At 71.2% G+C, this 19,908-nt stretch carries 13 protein-coding genes; 6 read left to right on the forward strand and 7 right to left on the reverse strand.

Annotation, left to right across the window (positions count from 1 at the left end; translation table 11 throughout):
- Positions 1 to 186 precede the first annotated feature (186 nt).
- From cs1 to AB0I83_RS03200, 4 genes are read right to left on the reverse strand one after another with little or no spacing between them, the layout of a single operon-like run.
- Positions 187 to 1,161, reverse strand: a complete 975-nt coding sequence (cs1, locus tag AB0I83_RS03185) for a clavaminate synthase Cs1 (RefSeq protein ID WP_356530154.1) — start codon at positions 1,159 to 1,161, stop codon at positions 187 to 189.
- A complete protein-coding gene (gene speB, locus AB0I83_RS03190; RefSeq protein ID WP_356530153.1) occupies positions 1,158 to 2,108 on the reverse strand; it encodes an agmatinase in 951 nt (316 codons plus the stop codon). Before speB ends, cs1 begins: the two co-directional genes overlap by 4 nt.
- 57 nt (positions 2,109 to 2,165) lie before the next feature.
- On the reverse strand, positions 2,166 to 3,698 hold the full coding sequence (locus AB0I83_RS03195) for an asparagine synthase-related protein (protein WP_363303447.1): 1,533 nt from the start codon (positions 3,696 to 3,698) through the stop codon (positions 2,166 to 2,168).
- Entirely contained in the window at positions 3,698 to 5,413 is a 1,716-nt protein-coding gene (locus AB0I83_RS03200; protein WP_363303393.1) for a thiamine pyrophosphate-binding protein, read from the reverse strand. The genes AB0I83_RS03195 and AB0I83_RS03200 overlap by 1 nt, the downstream gene beginning before the upstream one ends.
- A 213-nt stretch (positions 5,414 to 5,626) precedes the next feature.
- Here AB0I83_RS03200 and argJ point away from each other — a divergent pair, with 213 nt between their 5' ends.
- The 3 genes from argJ (at position 5,627) to AB0I83_RS03215 (ending at position 9,427) form a co-directional block, all read left to right on the forward strand.
- Positions 5,627 to 6,805 carry a bifunctional glutamate N-acetyltransferase/amino-acid acetyltransferase ArgJ gene (argJ, locus tag AB0I83_RS03205; RefSeq protein WP_363303394.1) on the forward strand — a complete coding sequence of 393 codons (1,179 nt, stop codon included), beginning with the start codon at positions 5,627 to 5,629 and terminating at the stop codon, positions 6,803 to 6,805.
- A 100-nt stretch (positions 6,806 to 6,905) separates the two neighbouring features.
- Positions 6,906 to 7,916: an MBL fold metallo-hydrolase gene (locus AB0I83_RS03210; RefSeq protein ID WP_363303395.1), complete on the forward strand. Its 1,011-nt coding sequence runs from the start codon at positions 6,906 to 6,908 to the stop codon at positions 7,914 to 7,916.
- Positions 7,917 to 8,677: 761 nt separating this feature from the next.
- The gene (locus tag AB0I83_RS03215) at positions 8,678 to 9,427 is read left to right on the forward strand and encodes a BTAD domain-containing putative transcriptional regulator (protein ID WP_356530146.1); all 750 of its coding nucleotides are present in this window, start codon (positions 8,678 to 8,680) and stop codon (positions 9,425 to 9,427) included.
- Between the two features lie 370 nt (positions 9,428 to 9,797).
- Here the strand turns inward: AB0I83_RS03215 and AB0I83_RS03220 are convergent, their stop codons facing one another.
- The gene (locus AB0I83_RS03220) at positions 9,798 to 13,790 is read right to left on the reverse strand and encodes a NocE (RefSeq protein ID WP_363303396.1); all 3,993 of its coding nucleotides are present in this window, start codon (positions 13,788 to 13,790) and stop codon (positions 9,798 to 9,800) included.
- 308 nt (positions 13,791 to 14,098) lie between these two features.
- Between AB0I83_RS03220 and AB0I83_RS03225 the strand changes: the two genes are divergently transcribed.
- Entirely contained in the window at positions 14,099 to 15,760 is a 1,662-nt protein-coding gene (locus AB0I83_RS03225; protein ID WP_363303397.1) for an ABC transporter substrate-binding protein, read from the forward strand.
- A 64-nt stretch (positions 15,761 to 15,824) separates the two neighbouring features.
- Here the strand turns inward: AB0I83_RS03225 and AB0I83_RS03230 are convergent, their stop codons facing one another.
- Together AB0I83_RS03230 and AB0I83_RS03235 are read right to left on the reverse strand one after the other, a co-directional pair.
- Positions 15,825 to 17,297: a LysR family transcriptional regulator gene (locus tag AB0I83_RS03230; RefSeq protein ID WP_363303398.1), complete on the reverse strand. Its 1,473-nt coding sequence runs from the start codon at positions 17,295 to 17,297 to the stop codon at positions 15,825 to 15,827.
- 168 nt (positions 17,298 to 17,465) lie between these two features.
- A complete protein-coding gene (locus tag AB0I83_RS03235; protein ID WP_356530140.1) occupies positions 17,466 to 18,209 on the reverse strand; it encodes an SDR family oxidoreductase in 744 nt (247 codons plus the stop codon).
- Positions 18,210 to 18,452: 243 nt separating this feature from the next.
- Between AB0I83_RS03235 and AB0I83_RS03240 the strand changes: the two genes are divergently transcribed.
- Together AB0I83_RS03240 and AB0I83_RS03245 are read left to right on the forward strand one after the other, a co-directional pair.
- Positions 18,453 to 19,685: a cytochrome P450 gene (locus AB0I83_RS03240; protein ID WP_363303399.1), complete on the forward strand. Its 1,233-nt coding sequence runs from the start codon at positions 18,453 to 18,455 to the stop codon at positions 19,683 to 19,685.
- Positions 19,682 to 19,894, forward strand: coding sequence for a ferredoxin (locus AB0I83_RS03245; protein WP_363303400.1), 213 nt, complete (start codon positions 19,682 to 19,684; stop codon positions 19,892 to 19,894). The genes AB0I83_RS03240 and AB0I83_RS03245 overlap by 4 nt, the downstream gene beginning before the upstream one ends.
- Positions 19,895 to 19,908: the final 14 nt, after the last annotated feature.

Consider the following 19,908-nt stretch of genomic DNA (forward strand, 5'->3'; position numbering starts at 1 on the left):
TCACCTGTCCGACACGCTAACCGCTGCCCCCCGGCGCGGGGCCACCGCGGAGAGCGCCGGGAGAGTGAGTCGAGAGCGGACCGGGAGCGGGTGGCGCGAAACAGCGGGTGGCACGACGGGCGGGCCGGTGGCGCCCCGCCGTCGGGGGACGCCACCGGCCCGCCCGGGCCGCGATGGAGAGCCAGGTCAGTCGCGCGGCGTGAAGGCCACCACGTCGCCGGCGCGTTCGCCACCGGAGAGCTGCCCGAAGCGGTCGGTGCGGATGTAGACGCGGTGCAGCCACCGGTCCGCCCCGTCCCAGCGCGGTGTGAACGGCGTACGAGCGTGTGTCGTACGGAAGTTGTCGATGATCAGGACGTCACCCGGGATCAGGTGCACGGACTCGGTGATCTCGTCCAGCGCCTTGGAGAGCGACTCCACCGCCTCGACGTCCCGGGGGTCCTCGGGTGCCAGCAGCTCCCGGTCGTAGCCGAGCAGCGGGTCGGCCGGATCGCCGTAGAGCGGCTTCACCTCGGCGATGGCGCCCGGGTCCTCGACCCCGCCGCGGAAGGCGACGTCGACACAGCACGGCACCTTGTGGTCGAAGAGGTGGCTGCGGAAGGCCTCCGGGACCAGCGGCAGCGCCTTGCGGATCGAGCCGACCAGGGTCGCGGCCCTGCGCTCGTGGTCGGCGCGGGAGCACGCGAGCATCACGTAGTTGGGCTGGAGCCGGTGGTACGCCATCTCCGTGTGGAACTCCAGCAGGGTCTCCGAGGTCTCCGAGGAGAGGTGGTGCGCGCCGGGGGAGGGGTACACGTCGTGGTAGACGGTGCCGCTGCGAAGCTCCTTGTACCCGGTGTGCAGGCCGAGCCGGCGGCCGACGACCGCGAGCATCGCCTCCATGGTGAGCAGCGGGCGCTCCACCGGGGCCGGAGTGGTCTCCGGCGTGGGCGGCAGCTGGCCCTCGGGCTCGACCGGAAGGCCGCGGAGCAGGAGGTAACCGTCCTGGTTGCCGGACGCGTTGAAGGCGTCGAGCGCCTCGGCGATCGAGGCCGGGAGGTCGCCGGACGCCTCCTTCGCGGCACCGAGGAAGGCCGGGAGGTCCGCACGTGGCACCGCGGGCAGGCGCGAGGCGAGTGCCAGGAGTTCGTCGCGGAGTTCGGAGCAGTCGATGACGGTCACGCGTCGTTCCTTCCTTTGATGTGAGCGCGGGCGTACTGGTAGAGCAGTTCCGCGCCTATCTCGGTCGCCAGGACGGAGGTGATCCCGGCGTGGTCGTACAGGGGCGAGACCTCCATGACGTCGAAGCCGACCGGCCGCAGCTCGCCCACGCAGCGCAGCAGGGCCAGCACCTCGCGGGAGGAGAGCCCGCCGGGCGCGGGGGTCCCGGTACCCGGGGCGAAGGCGGGGTCCGCCACGTCGATGTCGACCGACACGTAGACGGGCCGGTCGCCGATGAGCTCCTTGACGAGGGCGTGGGTCCCGGCGACGCCGGTCTCGACGAACTCGTCGGTGGTGACGACCCGTACCCCCTTGCCGCGGGCGTAGTCCAGCGAGTCGGGCTGGGGGTTGTGGCCCCGGATCCCGATCTGCACCGTCCGCGCGGGGTCGATGATGCCCTCGTCGATGGCGTGCCGGAACGGCGTCCCGTGGTGGTACTCGCCCCCGTAGAAGGCGGGGTTGGTGTCGGAGTGGGCGTCGAGGTGGACCACGGCGACGGGGCCGTGCTGCTCCGCCACGGCGCGCAGGGCCGCCAGGGTGAGCGAGTGGTCGCCGCCGAGCATCAGGAAGGCGACGTTGTCCTGGAGGAGGCCGCGCAGGTGCCGGTGGGCCGTCTCCATGGCGATGTGCATGTTGAACGGGGTGAGGTCGATGTCCCCGCCGTCCACGCAGTCGATGAGTTCGAAGGTGCCCGGCCCCCGGTCGATGCCGACCCCGTGGATCAGGCCGGACTCGTTGCGGATGGCGCGGGGGCCGAAGCGGGCACCCGGCCGGTAGCTCGTGCCCCCGTCGTACGGGGCGCCGATGACGACGACGTCGCGGCCGGTGGGCTGCGGATCGTGCGGCAGGCGCATGAAGGTGGGGATCTGCGCATAGCGGGGCGAGATCGCGGTGTCGACACGTTCCACGGCGTCATCCCTCCTGTCGGACGGGCCGCGGACGGCCGCTACGGAGTCTGGGGCGGTTCACTCGGTCTCCTTCAGCCGCGCGGCCACCTGGTGCACGGCGTCGGCGGTGCTCACCTCGGCGGGTGGCAGCCCCTCGACGACCACCCGGTCGAAGATCTCCCGCACCACCTGGGACTTGGCCCGGTGAACGTCGGCCTCCGGTACCCCGGCGTCCATCAGCAGGAGGCTGAAGGACGACGTCGTCCCCGAGCCCTCGTGCACCCCGAGCTTCGGCCGGTTGACCGTCTCCTGCGGGAGCAGGGCGCTCATCGCCTCGCGCAGGACCCATTTGTCGCGGCCGTAGCGGCGCTTCAGCCCGGCCTCCAGAGGGACCAGCAGGTCCAGTACGTCGCGGTCCCAGTACGGATGGGTCGACCAGTGGCCCTGGATGCCGGAGAGCACCGGGGTCATCTCGTTGAGCCCGTCGAAGGTGGCCATGTCGAGCGCCACCGCCGTGTCCAGCTGGGGCAGCCTGTCCTCCCGGTGCATGCCGGCGAGGGGGATGTCCGCGCCGTAGCCGGTGAGGATGCGGCGGGCGGGCCCGTCGAGCGCCCGGTACAGGGCGGTGAGCGGCAGCAGGTACTCGATGATGTCCGGGTCGACGGACTCGGACGCCCAGATCGCGTACGGGAGCTGGCCGAGCAGGTCCGCCGTGGGGACCGTGATCTCCCGGTGGGCCGAGCCGAGATGTGTGGCGACCACGCGTGCCTCGGCGAACTCGTTCGCGGTGTCGGTGCCCATGGACAGCGTGTCCAGGGGGCCGTCGGTGTGTGCGGCGGCGAGTGCGGCGACACCGGAAGAATCGATTCCTCCGGAGAGCACCACCAGCGGGGTGGTGCCGCCGGTGCGAGCCCGGACGGCCCGCTCCAGCGTCTCCCGCACGGCCGCCGTGGCGTCGGCCTCGTGCATGATCCGCCGGGACACCGGCGGCGTCCAGGTCCGGGAGGCCGCCGCGGTACCCGTACGGACATCGAGGTCCAGGACCGTGCCGGCCGGCACCTGGTGGACGCCCGGAACCCTGCGGACCCTGCGGGCCTCGGCGACGGGCCGCCCGGACGGCGGGGCCTGGGCGGTCGCCGGGACGAGGGCCTTGATCTCGGTGGCGGCCAGGACACGGCCGGGCACCGGAAGGGCGTAGAGCGGGACGGAGCCCGCGTGGTCGGTGGCCAGGAGCACACGGTCGCCGAGGGCCGCGACCGCCGCGAACCGGCCGTTCAGCAGCCGGAAGGCGTGCAGGTCGTAGACGCCCAGCAGTGCGAGCAGCAACTGCGCGTCCGTGCGGGGTTCGGTGCCGGCGGGGAGGAGGGTGAGCAGTTCCTCCCGGTTGTAGAGCTCGCCGGCCAGGACGAGTGCCGTGTCGCCGAAGCGGGCCACGGCGTCGCCCGCCGAGCCCGAGTGCACGAGTACGGCGTTCAGGGTCTGGTTGCGGAGGGCCTCGGCCACGGTCTCGTGGGCGCCCCGGGTGGCGAAGACCGGCCCGGGGGCCTGGTCCCCGCCCAGCTGGGCGGAGACCAGGAACCCCGTGGCGGCGGGGAGTGTGTGCGCCATGATCAGATGCTCAGGGCTCCGAAGCCGCCGGAGGTGAAGTCGTAGTTCACCGGGACCTCGATCAGGAACGGGCGGCCGAGGCCGGCTCCCTTGCGCAGAGCGGCGAGCAGGTCCTCGCGGGAGTTCGCCTTCACGGCCTCGACACCGTTGGCGCGCGCGAGTTCGGTGAAGTCGACCCCGGTGAACTTGACGGCCGGGTCGTGCGAGCGCTGGTGGCCGAGGTTCTGGTAGAGCTCGATCAGTCCGTTGGTGTCGTTGTTGACGACGACCGTCACGATCGGCAGGTTCAGCCGGGCGATGGTCTCCAGGTCGGAGCTGTTGGAGTGGAAGCCGCCGTCCCCCGCGATGAGGAAGGTGGGCTGGCCGGGACGGGCCATCTGGGCGCCGATCGCCGCGGGGATGCCGTAGCCGAAGCTCGAGCAGCCGGCCGAGGTGAGGAAGCCGAAGGGCTGGTCGGCGCGGGCGAAGAGCACCCCGTAGTGCCGGAAGAAGCCGATGTCGGAGACGATCGTGCCCTCACCGGCGGCGGCGGTCTCCGCCATGACCGTGTTCATGGAGTCCATCACCTGGTGGACGCGCATGCCGTCGTCGTACTCGGTGGGGTCGGCAAGGAACTCGGCGATGCGCTCGCGCAGCGGGGTGATGTCGTGCGGGGTCTTGCTCGCGAGGTCCGAGGTGGCGGAGTCCAGGTGCTCGACGAAGGCCAGGACGTCGGTGACCACGTCGATGTCGGGACGGTAGACCCGGGGGATCGGGTTGACCGTCGGGGAGACGCGGACGGTCTTCTTCTCGGCGCCGCGGGTCCACATCGAGGGGCGCAGGTCCTCGGCGTAGTCGTAGCCGAGGGTCACGACGACGTCGGCCGGGCCGAAGAGGGTCTCCAGGGCGGGGAACGACAGGATGCCGTCCATGTATCCGGTGACGGCGCCGTAGTTCAGGCGGTGGCCGTGCGGCAGGACACCCTTGGCGATGTACGTGGTGATGACCGGGACGTCCAGGCGCTCGGCCAGGGCCCGTATCGCGGGGACCGCGCCGGAGCGGATGGCCGCCGCGCCGACGACGAACACCGGGTGCTCCGCACCGGCGACCAGGGCCGCGGCCTCGTCGGCGGTGGCCTCCCAGCCCGCCTGGACGGCGCCGACCGGCTTGGCCGGGGTGCGCGCGGCCGGGTGGTCGATCGAGGTGTCGATGTCCGCGCCGAGCAGGTCGACGGGGACGGAGATGAAGCTGGGGCCGACGGGCTCGGTCATCGCGGCGGCGACGGCGGAGTCGACCAGGTCGGTGATCTCGTCGGGACGCTGGAGTTCGACCGCGTACTTCGTCATGGGGCGCATGACGGCGACGGAGTCCAGGCACTGGTGGGTGTCGTTGGGGAAGATGTCGTGCGACTCGGACTGGGCGGCCAGCGCGATCACCGGCGAGCGGTCCAGGATCGAGGTCGCCACGCCGGTCGCGAGGTTCGTCATACCGGGACCGAGCGTCGCCCAGCAGGCCTGCGGGCGGCCGGTGATGCGGGCCAGGACGTCGGCGGCGACGCCGGCGGTGAACTCGTGCCGGGTCAGGACGAAGTCGATACCCGGTGCCTCGTCGAAGAGGATGGAGGCGGCTTCGCGGCCGACGACACCGAACACCGTCTGCACACCGTGCTCGTTGAGACGCTTGAGCAGTGCGTGTGCGGCCGTCGGGTTGTTGCTGGGCTTGGTCGATACACGGGACATGCGGCGTCGTCTCCAGGATTTCGACGGGATGCGGAATGTCGTCACCGTGCCGGGGCGCTCTCTCCACCGCCTCTCCAGCGCCTATCCGACCGCGCTGTAGTGCGCTTCGAGGCGGCCCGGGGACTGGTTCGGGCCCTGTCCTCCGTCTACTGTGATAGATGAATAGGAATACAGTCACCCGCATAAAGAAGCCGCTGAGGGAAGAAGGCGATCATGACCGGTACGACCACCCGGGACCCCGCGGGGTTCGTGGTGCACACCGCCCCGGCGGGACTCTCGGACGACGGGCGGGACGACTTCACGGTCCTGGCCTCCACCGTGCCCACGCAGGTCAGCGCGGTGTTCACCAAGTCACGCTTCTCCGGCCCGAGCGTGGTGCTCAGCCGGGCGGCCGTGGCCGACGGGCAGGCGCGCGGAGTGGTCGTCGTCGCCCGGAACGCCAACGTCGCCACCGGCCCGGAGGGGGAGAGCAACGCCCGCGAGGTGCGGAACTCGGTGGCCGCGGAGACCGGGCTTCCCGAGGGCGAGCTGCTGATCGCCTCCACCGGCGTGATCGGCCTCCAGTACCCCATGGAGCAGATCCGGGCACACATCAAGACACTCTCCTGGCCCTTCCCCGAGGGCGGCTTCGACCGGGCCGCGCGCGCCATCATGACCACCGACACCCGGCCCAAGGAGGTCAGGGTGCGGTGCGGGGAGGCCACGCTCGTCGGCATCGCCAAGGGGGTGGGGATGCTCGAGCCCGACATGGCGACCCTGCTGACCTTCTTCGCCACCGACGCCCGGCTGCCGCGGGAAGTGCAGGACCGGATCTTCCGGAACGTCATGGACCGCACGTTCAACGCCGTCTCCATCGACACCGACACCTCGACCAGCGACACGGCGGTCCTGTTCGCCAACGGGCTGGCCGGCGACGTGGATCCCGCGGAGTTCGAGGACGCGCTGCACGAGGTGGCCCTCGCCCTGGTGAAGAACATCGCCTCCGACGGCGAGGGGGCGAGCAAGCTCATCGAGGTGCGGGTCACCGGGGCCCGGGACGCCGCGCAGGCCAAGCGCGTGGGCAAGACCGTGGTCAACTCGCCGCTGGTCAAGACCGCGGTGCACGGCAGCGACCCCAACTGGGGCCGGGTCACCATGGCGATCGGCAAGTGCACCGACGACACCGACATCCTCCAGGAGAACGTCACCGTCCGGTTCGGCGGGACCCAGGTCTACCCGCAGAGCGCCGACGGCCCCGGCGACGCCGAACTGCGGGCCGCGGTCGCCGAGCACATGCGCGGCGGAGAGGTGGTGATCGGCATCGGACTGGGTATCGGAGAAGGGGAGTTCACCGTCTACGGTTGTGATCTGACGGAGGGATACGTACGGCTGAACTCCGAGTACACCACCTGATCCGCCACGCCCCGGCCCCGCCACTGACTCAAATGTGCCGCCTCGACACGTCCGCTCCGTAGGGTGACGTGTGATCAGCACAAAGTGAACGAGGTGGCGCATGGGTCAGTCGCGAAGGTCGGTTCTGCAGGGAGCCCTGGGTGTCGGGGCGGCGGGGCTGCTGGTCGGCGGTGCCGCCCCACTGTCGGCCGTGTATCCGCGTTCGGCACCGAAGGGCACCCCGATCGGTCTGCGCTGGCTCGGAGTGGCCGGGTGGGAGCTGTCCTTCGCGGGCCGCAGCATCCTCTTCGACCCGTATCTGAGCCGGATGCCGTACGCCGACGCCGACGGCGGCCTCGATCCGGCACTGCCGCTGCGCCTTGACCCCGAAGCGGTCGAGCACGTCGCGGAGAAGGAGCTGACCGGTGCGCCGGAGCTGGTCCTCATCAGCCACGGGCACTTCGACCACCTCGCCGACGTGCCGCACCTGCTGTCCCGGCCGGGCTGGAGGAGCCGGCGGGTGCGGACGCTCTGCGACACCACCTCGCGGAACCTGCTGGCCGCGATGGGTACCCCCGCGCACCGCATGGCCGACGTGGTCGCCGTGAACGGAGGCGACCACCTGCAGTTCGACGGCTACAGCGTGGAGGTGTTCCGGAGTCTGCACAGCAGGCAGAAGGACTACTCGTCCTTCGCCCCCGGGGCGCGCGACGACGTCCCCGCGCGGCCCCGGACCCTGGGTGACCTGGTCGAGGGGCAGACCCTGGCCTTCCAGGTGTCGGTCGAGGGCGGGCAGTCCGTGCTCCTGACCGGTACCAGCAACGTCGCCGAGCGTGAACTGGCGGGTGCGCGGCCCGACGTTGCGGTGATCGGGATGAGCGGCCACGAGGTCGTCCACGGCTATCCGGACCGGCTGCTGACCGCCCTTGGCTCGCCCTCCGTCCTCCTGCCCTGCCACCACGACGACATGGTGACGCCGCTGGGCGACTCGGGGATCTCCCGTACGACGACCCCTGGCGCGGCGGCGGCGCTGGCCGAGGCCGCCGAACGCCGGGCGCCGGGTGCCGGGACGCGGGTGCTGGACCCCCGGCATCTGGAACTGCTCGACGTCACGGGGCTCCCGGTCGCCTGATCCCGCGGTCGCCCCGGTTCCGCGCGAGGCCGGAGCCTTCGGGGTCCCCGGACCCGGGGAGCCTCGTGCCCCGAGGTGTGGCTCCCTCGCGCCCGGAGTCGTCGATTCCGGTGCCCGGAGCCGTCGATTCCGGTGCCCGGAGGCTGCGCCACCGGGGCCGCGGTGCGTCCGGTCGTCGCGTTTCGGCTCCCGCAATCCTGACGTACCGTCCGTCGGCGTACGGTTTCCGCCATCACTGGACTAGACCTCTGAGGTGGCGATTCGCGGTCCGGATCGGAGCGCTGGGTAACCTCACTCACCACGCGTAGTCCCCGCTTTCTTCACGGCGGACGCACATCCTCCGCCGGGGCGCGACGTTCCGGGGGTCGTGCCCGGTCCCGTGTCGAGGTGCTCCGGATCCGGTGATTACTCCGCGCAATTCGCGATCATGTAAACCGGCCACTTCGTCCTGCACCCGCCACCTGCGGTTTTCCACGGTCAGCATTTTCGCTGGGCTCGGTACGACAGTTTTCAGCCGTGCCGATCCGGGCGTCGTTGACGCGGCAAGGTTGGCTTATTACTGTCCGGACTCGATAGGGCAGAACCCCGCTACGCGCGTAGTGGTCGAAGCCAGGACCACTGCATTCCCTCCACCGAACAGCGCATCCCAAGACATTGCGTGCGAATATCCAGCAGTTCATGGCAGGGGAATCAAGTCATGGACGGCAGAACGGGAGACCCCTATGGCCGGCGTCCAGATTCGAATACTCGGTCCGATCTCCATGCTTTCCAGGAACATTCCGGTCCCGCTCGCCGGGCAGCGGCAGCTCCGGGTTCTCACCGCGCTCGCACTCGTGTCGGGCAGGGCCGTCAGTACGCCCGAACTCATCACCCACCTATGGGGTGAGCGTCCGCCCCGGACCGCCCCCGGTCAGCTCCAGACGAGCGTGTGGATGATCCGCCGCTCGCTCGCAGCGGTCGGCGCGCCGCAGGAAACCGTCCTGTCGACGGCTTCCGGTTACCAGCTCGACTCCGCCCACTGCGAGATCGACAGCGACATCTTCCGTCGCAACGTCGCGACGGCGAAGAAAATGGTACGGGCCGGACTCACGGAGGAGGCTCTGGACCTCCTCAAGGAGGCGCTCGCCCTCTGGCGGGGGCCCGCTCTCGCCACGATTTCGAGCAGTGCGCTACAGACCCGTGCCGCCCGGCTGGAAGAAGAACGCGTCGCCGCACTGCAACAGCGCATTTGCCTGGAAATTTCTCTGGGCCAATACGAGGAGGCAATCGGTGAGCTCACCGACCTCATAGCCCTGCACCCTCTGCGGGAAGAGCTGTACGCGCATTTGATGCAGGCGCTGTATCTCTCCGGTCGGCAGGCAGATGCCCTCGCCGTCTTCCGGAGGGCCCGAAACACGCTGACCGACGAGCTGGGCATCTACCCCGGCCCCAGGCTGACCACGCTGGAGCGGGCGATCCTCCGGCAGGACGCCGACATGCTCTCCGCCGTGCCGGGCATGGCCCGGTACTGACCCTGGTCAGCGTCCCACAGCCGCGCTCCCCGACATGGCTGCCGGGGAGCGCTTCGGCGTGCCACGGACCTGAGCCCGTCCGGGCGGTCCCGGCCGCCCCCTCCCGGGACGGCCGGCCGCAGCCCTGGTCCGAGCCCGCACCGCACCGCGTCGGCCGGTGCCGCCGGACGGACACCCGCGGTGCGGTCAGGCACACCAGGGCGGCCGGTGAGTCCCAGGTCCGGTCTCGGTCCGGTCCGCAGTACGTGCACGCCCCCGGGACGAGCGGACAGCACGGGAGCGGGGCCGCCGCACCCGCCTCACCGCTCTCCGCCGGTGCTCGCGTGCCCTCCCCGCAACCGCACGGGGAGGGCACGCGAGGTGTGGTGGGTCAGAGACCCATGCCCTGCATCGTCCGCTCCAGGGAGTCCGCGTACAGGCGGGCTCCTCCGACCTTCGGATGGAAGGACTGGGCAGAGGCCCCGAGTTGCAGGATCGGCCAGTCGATCGCGGGCTCGTCGCTCTGCACCAGGTCCAGCACGATGCCGTGGACCTGCTCCGAGTCACCGCAGACCGCCTTCCCCGCGAAGTTCTGGGCGGGGTTGGAGTACCAGGCCTTGGTGCCGGCGGCCTTGGCGTCGTCGACGGCGCCCTGCATCTCGGTGGCGAGGGTGCCCGCCATGCCGTTCAGCCAGGGGGCCTCCTCGGTACCGATGCCGGGGATGCACTGCCCCGACTTCTCCAGCAGCGGCGGGTACCCCATCAGGACGATCTTGGCGTTCGGAGCCTTCGCCTGGATCTTCTTCAGGGCGTCCGTGATGGCCGGCCGCACCCGTTCCTTCGCCAGTCGCGTGGCCGCCACGCCGATGTCCAGCCCCTGGTAGGCGGCGTCGTCCACCCGCTTGTCATCGTCGTCGAACTTCTGGTTCTGGCACAGCGTCGGCCAGCCGATGCCGCCGAAGATGCACTTCTGGATGATGTAGGCGAACCGGGCGTCGTTGCCGCCGATCGAGATCGTCACCAAGCTGGTGTTCTGGTCGAGGTAGCCCTTGGACAGCTGGGGCAGCTCGCCGTTCTCACCGACGCTCGCGATGTTGTAGGTGCGGGCGCCCGAGCAGGCGATCAGGTGGTAGTCCATCGCCGCGGACCGGCTGTCGTCCATGGATCCCACGGACGCCGAGCGGCCCGGGATCGTGGCCTGGCGGGACCACGCCTTGGTCGAGCGGTGGCAGGCGTCGCGGGTCGACGGGGTGCCGGGGTCGCGGTAGTTGGTCTCCTTGTAGTAGTCGACACCGCCGGCGGCCGAGGCGCCCTCACCCGAGGAGTAGGAGTCGCCCATCGCGACGACCATGTCCTTGGGCTTGGCCGTCAGCTTCTGGAACCCGACCGCGTCCCACGCGACGTCCTCGGACCCGCTGCCGTCGGCCGCGTGCGTGGACAGCGAGACCTTCGGGGTGGAGGTGAACTGGAACACCCCGAGGGAGACCCACTTGTTCTCCATGACGCGCTGCGGGTGCACCCGTACCGGACTGCTGCTGTTGGTGCCGGAGATGGTGTAGGAGGCCTGCCTGGTGTGGGCTCCGTGGTCGGGGAGGTGCACCCAGACCCGGGCCCAGCCGGTCATGCCGTTGGTCAGTGTCCAGGTGCCGGTCGTGCGCATCCGGGCGCCTTCGGCCGTCGCCTGGTCCCTGGTGTGTCCGAACCAGAAGTGGTTGCCGTAGCCGGCCCCGATCTGATGCGTGTCGATCTTGCCCGGGTAGTTGGCCCCGCTGGCCGTGAAGTTGAAGCCGAAGGTGCCGGGTGAGGTCGTCGCCCCGCAACTGCGCGCCGGTGAACCGGCCGGGGTGACGCCCGAGGCCACGTCGTCGATCACGTACGTCCCGGACGGCAGCCCGCTGGAGCACCGGGGCGGGTACGCGTTGCCGTCGGGTTGTTCCGGGTAGGTGGTGTCGAAGCGGTGCAGGGCGAAGCCGCAGGTCGCCGCGGACTCGCAGTTCTTCCAGGCGGCCTTCTTGTTCCACCAGCAGTGCAGGAAGAACTCGTCCGACGGGTTGTTCAGCTGGCAGGCGCCGTTGGTGCTGGTGTCGCTGTCGGTGATCTTGCTGGGGTCGCAGTTGTTGGACGAGTCGCAGAACGTCCCGACCGGCGGCTTGGCCGAGGTGCGGTAGATCGGGTCCGTCCACCAGGCGGCCCGGTAGCCGGGCTGGAAGTCGCCGGGGGCGAACATCGCGGAGATCGGGCGGGCGGCCCAGCCGATCACCTTCTCCTGGTACGGCCAGTCCTGCGGGTGGGCGGCGTGGGAGTAGTCGTCCCCGCCGGCCGAGTTCTCCAGGAACGGGGTGCGGTTGGCCTTCCACAGCGCGTTGGCCGGGTTGTTGGTGTAGCCGACGCCCCAGTGGCCGCCGTGCGAACCGGCCGAGGACTGCGGGTAGAAGCCCGAGTTGTACGCCCAGAGCGCGAAGAACCAGTTCTCGATGTACTCCGGGCCGCCGTCGTTGACGGTCATCCCGGCGCCGTACGTCTGGTTCCACTTGTCCACGAGGATGTTGACGCCCGCGGAGATGTTGGCCGTGTAGTCGAGGGCGACGGCCTCCTGCTTCTGCACGGACAGCGCGGTCTCGCCGGGCTTCTCGTGGCCCGCCTTGCGCATGCCGTCGGTCACCTGGACGATGCCGTAACCGCAGTCCGCGTTCGCCCAGTTGATCGCCCACGGGTCCGGTGTCTCGCCGTCGGAACCATGGCTGATGCCGTAGAAGTTGCCGATCAGGGTGTTCGCCGTGACACCCGGTACGGCGAATCGGGTCGCCTGCCACATGTTGGATTCCTGGGCGGTGACGCCCAGCATCACCTGTGCGGGGATGTGGTAGCCGTCGGCCGCGTCAGGCGTTCCGTTGGGGTCGCCCGCCATGGTCTTGAGCGGGAAGAGGGACTGCGGCTGGTAGGCCGACATCCCGGTGTTCTTCCAGTTGGCGGCGCGGGAGACGTGCGTGTTCAGTTTCCCGACCACGGCCTGGTCCACCGCCCACTCGACCTGACGCGGGGTCGGCTGGAAGGCCTGTTTGCGGACGTCACCGCGCGCCACCGAGCAGTAGCGCTCGTCCTCGACCGGGTTGGTCGGGGAGCCCGCGGCGAGCGCCGGTGCGGCAGCCGCGGTGCCACGGGTCAGCGCCGGTGAGGTGGCCAGGCCCGCCGCGGTCTTCGCGGTGGAGCCGAGCGTCGTGCCGGGCCGGGAGTCGAGGGTGACGCTGCGCCCGGTGTCGAGGATCTTCATCGCGGTACGGGCGGTCCGCGCCGAGGCGGCCTCCTGCGGGGAGATCCTGGAGTCCTTGCCGTCCGCCCACGCGGTGGTGACGGCGGCCTCGCCCCTGGTGGACAGGACCGCGTCCTTGGCCACCGAGGCGGGCATGCGCACGGACGCGGGCAGGGTGCCGGTGGCCTCGGCCTTCCCGGTGACGTACACCGTGCCGGTGCGGGCGGAGCGGGCCAGGTCGAAGTCGGAGAGGGCGCCGGTGGCCACGCGACGGGTCGTGCCGGTGGCGCCGGCGGAGCCGAAGAGCGCGGCCGGGGCGCGCCGGACCTCGGCCCGCTCGGTGACGGCCTTCGTCTTCGCGTTCTTCGCGCGGGTGCCGGGCCGGTCGATGTACACGACCGAGCCGTCCGCGGCGGCGGTGAGCTGGAAGGGGACTGCGGCGGTGCGGGCTGCGACGCGCACGTCGCCGGAGGGTGCCACCCGGACCAGCCGGGCGCCCTGCGCGGCCGCGTAGCCGTCGGCGAGCGGGACGGCGGAGGTGACCTGGCCGGGCAGTTCGAGCGGCTTCGCCGCCTTGCCGCTCGCCGTGTCCACCCCGATGAGGCGGGTCTCGTTGCGCTCCGACTCGTCGTCGGAGAACTGTGAGAAGACCGCCTTCTCCGTGTTGCCGCACCCGGGCGAGAAGTAGCTCAGGCTGGACTGCACGGGAAGCTTGGTGACCGCGCCGGTGGTCAGGTCCACGATCGCGGTGAAGGCGCCGCGGGTCAGCAGCGCGGGCTTGTTGGTGAAGGTGCGGGGCGCGTAGGTGACGGCTGCGCGCTTGCCGGACGCGGTGAGGCAGGCGTTGCCGATCCAGGTGTCGGTCTCGAAACCCGGCTCGGACAGGGTCGCCGCGGTCCGCCAGTGGTAGCCGTCCCCGGCGGCGGCGACCATGACGTGGAAGCCGGTCGCGTCACCCGAGGTGGTCCAGGCCAGGTCGTCGGACGTGCGGTAGCCGGAGCCGAGGAGCGCCGCGCGGTCGTCGGCGGGTACGGCCTCGGGGAGTTCGGCGGGGCCGGGCTCGGCGGCGTCGGCCTCGTCCTTCTGCGACCAGCCCTGAGCCGCTCCCGGCGGAGGGGTGGGGGTCTTGGCCATCGAAACCGACGGGTAGCCCGCCAGCAGTGCCGCCGCGGCGACAGTTATGACAGGTATATGCCATCTTTTTCTTCGGGACACGTGGTGCTCGCCTCGTTCCGGACGCCCGGGTCGCGCGTGGGGGGAAGCGGGTCCGCTTCGCGCGTGGGGGGCCGCGAGCACATCACCCGGAACTCTTCCCCGCCTCTTTCCCGCCTCTCCCGCTATACCGACCCGCCGTCGGCTATGCGCCCGTGCCCCTCCGCCCCGCTCCGGACCCCCGGATCCCCGCAGAATGGCGCGGAAATCACCGCGAGAAGGGCTGGGACATGGAGACCGAACAGTCGGGCACCACCGGCTTCGACGCCGCCGTCGGCGGCGTCGTCGCCCCGACCGACAAGCTGGGCGGGACGCTCCGCCTCGTGCGCACCGACGACTTCGACTCGCTCGACCCGGGCAACACGTACTACGCCTACACCTGGAACTTCTTGCGCCTGGTCGGCCGGACCCTGGTGACCTTCGACACCGCGCCCGGCAAGGCCGGCCAGCGCCTGGTCCCCGACCTGGCCGAGTCGCTCGGGGAGGCCTCCGACGGCGGGCGGACCTGGACGTACCGGCTGCGCCCCGGGCTGCTCTACGAGGACGGCACCCCCGTCGTCGCGGCGGACGTCAAGTACGCGATCGCCAGGAGCAACTACGGGACCGACGTGCTGGGCGTCGGCCCCACCTACTTCCGCCACCTGCTGGGCACCGACTACGGCGGTCCCTGGCGCGAGCCGGACGTGGACGGCCCGATCACCGTGGAGACCCCCGACGACCGCACCCTGGTCCTGCGGCTGACCGAACCCTTCGCCGGCATGGACCTGCTGGCCACCATGCCGAGCACCACCCCGGTGCCCAGGGCCCGCGACACGGGCATCGGCTACCGGCTCGGCCCCGTCGCGACCGGTCCGTACCGCGTCGAGTCCTACGAGCGCGGCAAGCTCGTCGTCCTGGAGCGCAACCCGCACTGGGACCCGGAGACCGACCCCGTGCGCCGTCAGCGGGCCGAGCGGATCGAGGTGCACCTGGGCAAGGACCCGCACGAGGTGGACCTGATGCTGCTCTCCGGCGAGGCGCACATCGACCTCGCGGGCTTCGGGGTGCAGCCCGCGGCGCAGGAACGCATCCTGGCCGACCCCGCCCTGCGGGCCAACGCCGACAACCCGCTCACCGGCTTCACCTGGATCTACTGCCTCTCCAGCCGGATCACCCCGTTCGACAACGTGCACTGCCGCCGCGCGGTGCAGTTCGCCACGGACAAGGCGGCCATGCAGGCGGCGTACGGAGGGCCCGTCGGCGGTGACATCGCCACCACGATCCTTCCGCCCACCATCGACGGCTACCAGCCCTTCGACCGCTACCCGGTCGGCGAGGACGGCACCGGCGACCTGGAGGCGGCGCGCGCCGAACTGGCCCTGGCCGGAATGCCGGACGGCTTCCGCACGAAGATCGCGGCCCGCAAGGACCGCCTCAAGGAGTACCGGGCGGCCGAGGCGCTGTCGGCCGGGCTGGCCCGCGTCGGCATCGAGGCCGAGGTGCTTGACTTCCCGTCCGGCGACTACTTCGACCGCTACGGCGGCAGCCCCGAGTACCTGCGTGAGCACGGCATCGGCATCATCATGTTCGGGTGGGGCGCCGACTTCCCCGACGGCTACGGCTTCTTCCAGCAGATCGTCGACGGTCGTGCCATCAAGGAACGCGGCAACCAGAACATGGGTGAGCTCGACGACCCGGAGATCAACGCCCTGCTCGACCGAGGAGCCGTCAGCGACGACCCGGCGGAACGCGCGGCCATCTGGCACAGCATCGACCGGAAGACCATGGACCACGCCGTGATCGTGCCGTACCTCTACCCGCGCTCCCTGCTCTACCGCCACCCGGACGCACGCAACGTGTTCGTCACCGGATCCTTCGGGATGTACGACTACGTGGCGCTGGGCGCCCGCTGACGCACGGCCGGGGGCAGCCGGCGGGCCCCGTCGCCCGCCCGCTGCCCCTTCGCCGTCGGCCGGGTCAGCTCCGGCCGGCGACGGCGGGCCGCGCCGCGCCACGTTCGGGTGCGGGACGCCCCGGGCGCACGGCGCCGCCCCGGGCCGACCGGTACGCACGGCGCTGTGTGCCGCCGCCCGGCTCCGCCTGCTGAAGCCCTTCCCCCGCGCCCGTGAGGCCCACCGCGTGGAGTTCGGCCTCGAATGCGGCCAGCCGGGCCAGGAACTGCCGGGTCGGCGCAGTCAGATCCGTACCGCGTGAACTGCGCAGCAACAGCCTTGCTCCGAGGCGGAGTTCGAGACGATGGATGCGCCGGGTGAGAGCCGACTGGCTGATGGAGAGAATGGCCGCGGCACGGTTGATGCTGCCGTGGTCCGCCACCGCGCGCAGCAGGTGGAGGTCCTCCACGTCGACCTGGACCGACTCGTCGGGCAGCGCGGGCGGTGCCTGCAGGCCGCGGGCGTCGTCGGTGCGCCGCTCCAGCTCCGCCCGCTGACCGCGCAGCCAGTCGGCCCACCACGGATCGCGGAGCACGTCCCCGTGCTGCTCGGTGAACCTGCTCAGGCAGCGGGTCGTGAGCAGCGCCGCCAGCCGCTGCGCCAGGGCGCCGGGGACCACGGCGGGATCGACCAGCAGACCGGCGGCCCGGCGGGGCCGCTCCACCAGCGAGCGGCGTACCAGAGAGGGGGCGAACACGGCCGGGCAGGCCGGGGAGCCGAGGCCGACCGCGTCACCGCGCCGCAGCATCCCCCGGGCCACCGAGGCGCCGGTGACCTGGATGCGGGCGGGCGGGGTGAGGCCGGCCGCCAGGTAGACCCGGCTCACCAGGACCTCCGCCTCGGGCCCGGCCTCCGACACCCAGTTCTCCTCACGCAGATCGGCGAGCGAGACCGTGGCGCGGCCCGCCAGCGGATGGCCGAGAGGCAGCGTCACCCAGAGCGGGTCGTCCAGCACCTCGTACGTGCGCACGGTGCGGTCGACCGATCGGGAGAGGGGGTTCAGGCCCCAGGTGTGCGCGGCGTCCACCCGGTACCCGTCGAGCTGCCGGAGCACCTGACGGGGCGTGTCGTGACTGACCGACAGAAGGATGCCCAGGGTGTCGGCCGCATCCTCGACCAAGTCCTCCATCAGCGGTTCCGCGGTGGCGATGTTCAGGATGCGGGGCGCGTTCAGGGCCTCGGCGCCACGTCCGTAGATCTCGGTCTGCACGGCCTGGTCGACCTGGCGGAAGAACCGCCGGCCGGCCACCAGGACCCGCGCGCCGTCCGGACTCAGCCGCGCCGTACGCGCGTCGCGCAGCGTCAGCAGCAGACCGGTTGCCTGGTCCAGCCGGTCGAGCCGGCGCTGGGCGGCCGGTGCTCTCAGACCCGCCCGGCGTGCGGCCTCGGCGAGGTCGCCGCACTGTCCGACCGCGTCCAGCAGCCGCAGATCCGGACGGGAGAAGGGCAACCGCGTCAACCGGTCGGGAACGGAGGGCACGTGTATCGCAGAAGGCACGGACGGCTTCCTTACGCTTATGTATGACGCCTCTTCTTCACCTGTGACGGCCTGTCGCGGCTCACGTTAGGCAGGCGTTCTCTTCTCTCGCTCCTCTCACCGGCGGCGACCCCGGACAGCACGAAGGCGGGCACCGCGCAGTGCGGCGCCCGCCGGGAGCTACGTGCTTCAGGCCTGGTCGGTGGGGCGGATGAAGATCTCGTTGACCGTGGCGTGCGGGGGCGCGGTGACGGCGTACAGGACGGCGTCGGCTATGTCCTCGCTCTGCAACTGCCTTATCTTCGAGACGCGTTCGGTGATCGCGGCCTTGGAGGGGGCGTGTGTGATGTGGTCGCGAAGCTCGGTCTCCACCGTGCCCGGCTCGATGACCACGACGCGCACCCCGCGCTCGGTGACCTCCTGGCGCAGCCCTTCGCTGAAGCCGTTGACGGCGAACTTGCTGGCGTTGTAGACGGCGCTGCCGCGTCCGACGACCCGGGCGGCGATGGACGAGATCTGCACGATCGCGCCCTGGTTCCTGATCAGCTCCGGGAGGGCCGCGTGCGTCATGTACATCAGGCCCATGACGTTGGTGTCCATCATCCGGGTCCAGTCGGTGGTGTCCGCGTCCTCCACCGGCCCCAGCAGCATCAGCCCGGCGTTGTTCACCAGGATGTCGAGCCTGCCGAGGGTGTCGACGGTGGACCGCACGGCGGCGGCCACGGCCTGCTCGTCCGTGACGTCGAGCTCCAGGACCTGGACCGTCGCGCCCTCGGCCTCCAGCTCGCCGCGCAGTTCCTCGAGGCGGTCGACGCGGCGGGCGGCCAGGGCGACCGAGGCACCGGCCGCCGCAAGGGCGCGTGCTGTGGCGCGGCCGATTCCTGAACCGGCTCCTGTGACGAGTGCGACCTGTCCCTGCAGCGATGAACTCATGTGGTCCTCGTTCTCGGGGTGTTGGGCTGGATCGGGAATCCGGCCGAAAAGCGTCCGACGGTACGGCGCGCCGACCGTACCAGCCGGGTGTACGACGGGTGAACGGTCATCGGCGGCCCCTGTTATGTGCGTTCGTGGCCGGTTATGCAGGTCGGACCCCCCGGACGGGAGCTCGCGCGGCGGGCGGTGAGGATGGGGCCGCTACTTCACGTCGGCATGCCCGGGCAGCGATAGGTGGGACCCATGACGCAGGACGCAGCATCCCCGAAGGTGACGGCCGCGCCGTCCTACCCGATGGAGCGCGTCTCCCCGATCGATCCACCGCCGCCGCTCGCCCTGCTGAGGTCCGGCCCCGCCGCGAGCCGCATCACCATGTGGGACGGCGGCCAGGTGTGGCTGGTGACGGCGCATCCGCACGTCCGGGCGGTGCTCGCGGACCGGAGGTTCACCGCTGTCACCAGCGCCCCCGGTTTCCCGATGATGACGACCACGTCCGTCCTGGTGCGGGACAAGCCCCACACCGCCTCCTTCATCCGCATGGACGACCCCGACCACTCACGGCTGCGGTCCATGCTCACCCGTGACTTCCTGCACGGCAGGGCCGAGGCGATGCGGCCGGTGCTGCGCGAGCACCTGGACGAGATGCTGGGCGAACTGGTCAAGGGCGAACGCCCGGTGGACCTGGTGCGCGGGCTTACGATCCCGGTCCCGTCCCGCGTCATCGCGCTGCTGTTCGGCGTGTCCGACGAGCAGCGAGAGCTGATCGAGAACCGGGCCGGCATCCTCATCGACCGCGGTTACCGGCCCGAGCAGGTCGCCGCGGCGCGCGACGAACTGGACGGCCTGCTCCGCGAGGTGGTCGAGGAGCGCATGCGGACGCCGGAGCCGGGTGACGACCTGCTGAGCAGACTGGTCGTCGACCAGGTGCGCACGGGGAACCTGACCGTCGAGGAGATGGTCCCGATGTGCCGGCTGCTGCTCGTCGCCGGCCACGGGACGACGACCAGCCAGGCCAGCCTGAGCCTCCTCAGCCTGGTCACCGACCAGGACCTGGCCGACAAGCTGGCCGCCGACCCGGAGCTGCTGCCCCGGGCCGTCGAGGAGCTGCTGCGCTACCACTCCATCGTGCAGAACGGGCTGGCCCGCGCCGCCCTGGAGGACGTGGAGCTGGGCGACGTGACGATCCGGGCCGGCGAGGGCGTGGTCGTGTCGCTGTCGGCCGGCAACCGCGACGAGGCGGTCTTCCCCGACCCCGACACCCTGGACCCGGGCCGGGACGCCCGCCGCCACCTGGCCTTCGGCCACGGCATCCACCAGTGCCTCGGCCAGTGGCTCGCCAAGGTGGAGCTGGAGGAGATGCTCGCCGGCGTACTGCGCTGGATGCCAGGCGCACGGCTCGCCGTACCGTTCGACGAACTGGACTTCCGCCACGAGGTGTCCAGCTACGGACTCGGCGCACTGCCGGTGACCTGGTGAGCACCGGCCGGCTGACCGTCGCCGTGGACACGGAAGCCTGCTGCGCCATGGGCCGCTGCGCGGCGACGGAGCCGCAGGTCTTCGACCAGGACCCGGACAGCGGCACCGTGGTCCTGCTCATGGCGGAACCGCCGCCCGAGCTGCACGAGACGGTCCGGCTGTGCGCCGACCTCTGTCCCTGTGCGGCCATCACTGTCACCGAGGACTGACACCACCGGTCGGC

The sequence above is a fragment of the Streptomyces sp. NPDC049970 genome, assembly GCF_040660235.1.
In the GTDB taxonomy this organism is placed as follows: Bacteria; Actinomycetota; Actinomycetes; order Streptomycetales; family Streptomycetaceae; genus Streptomyces.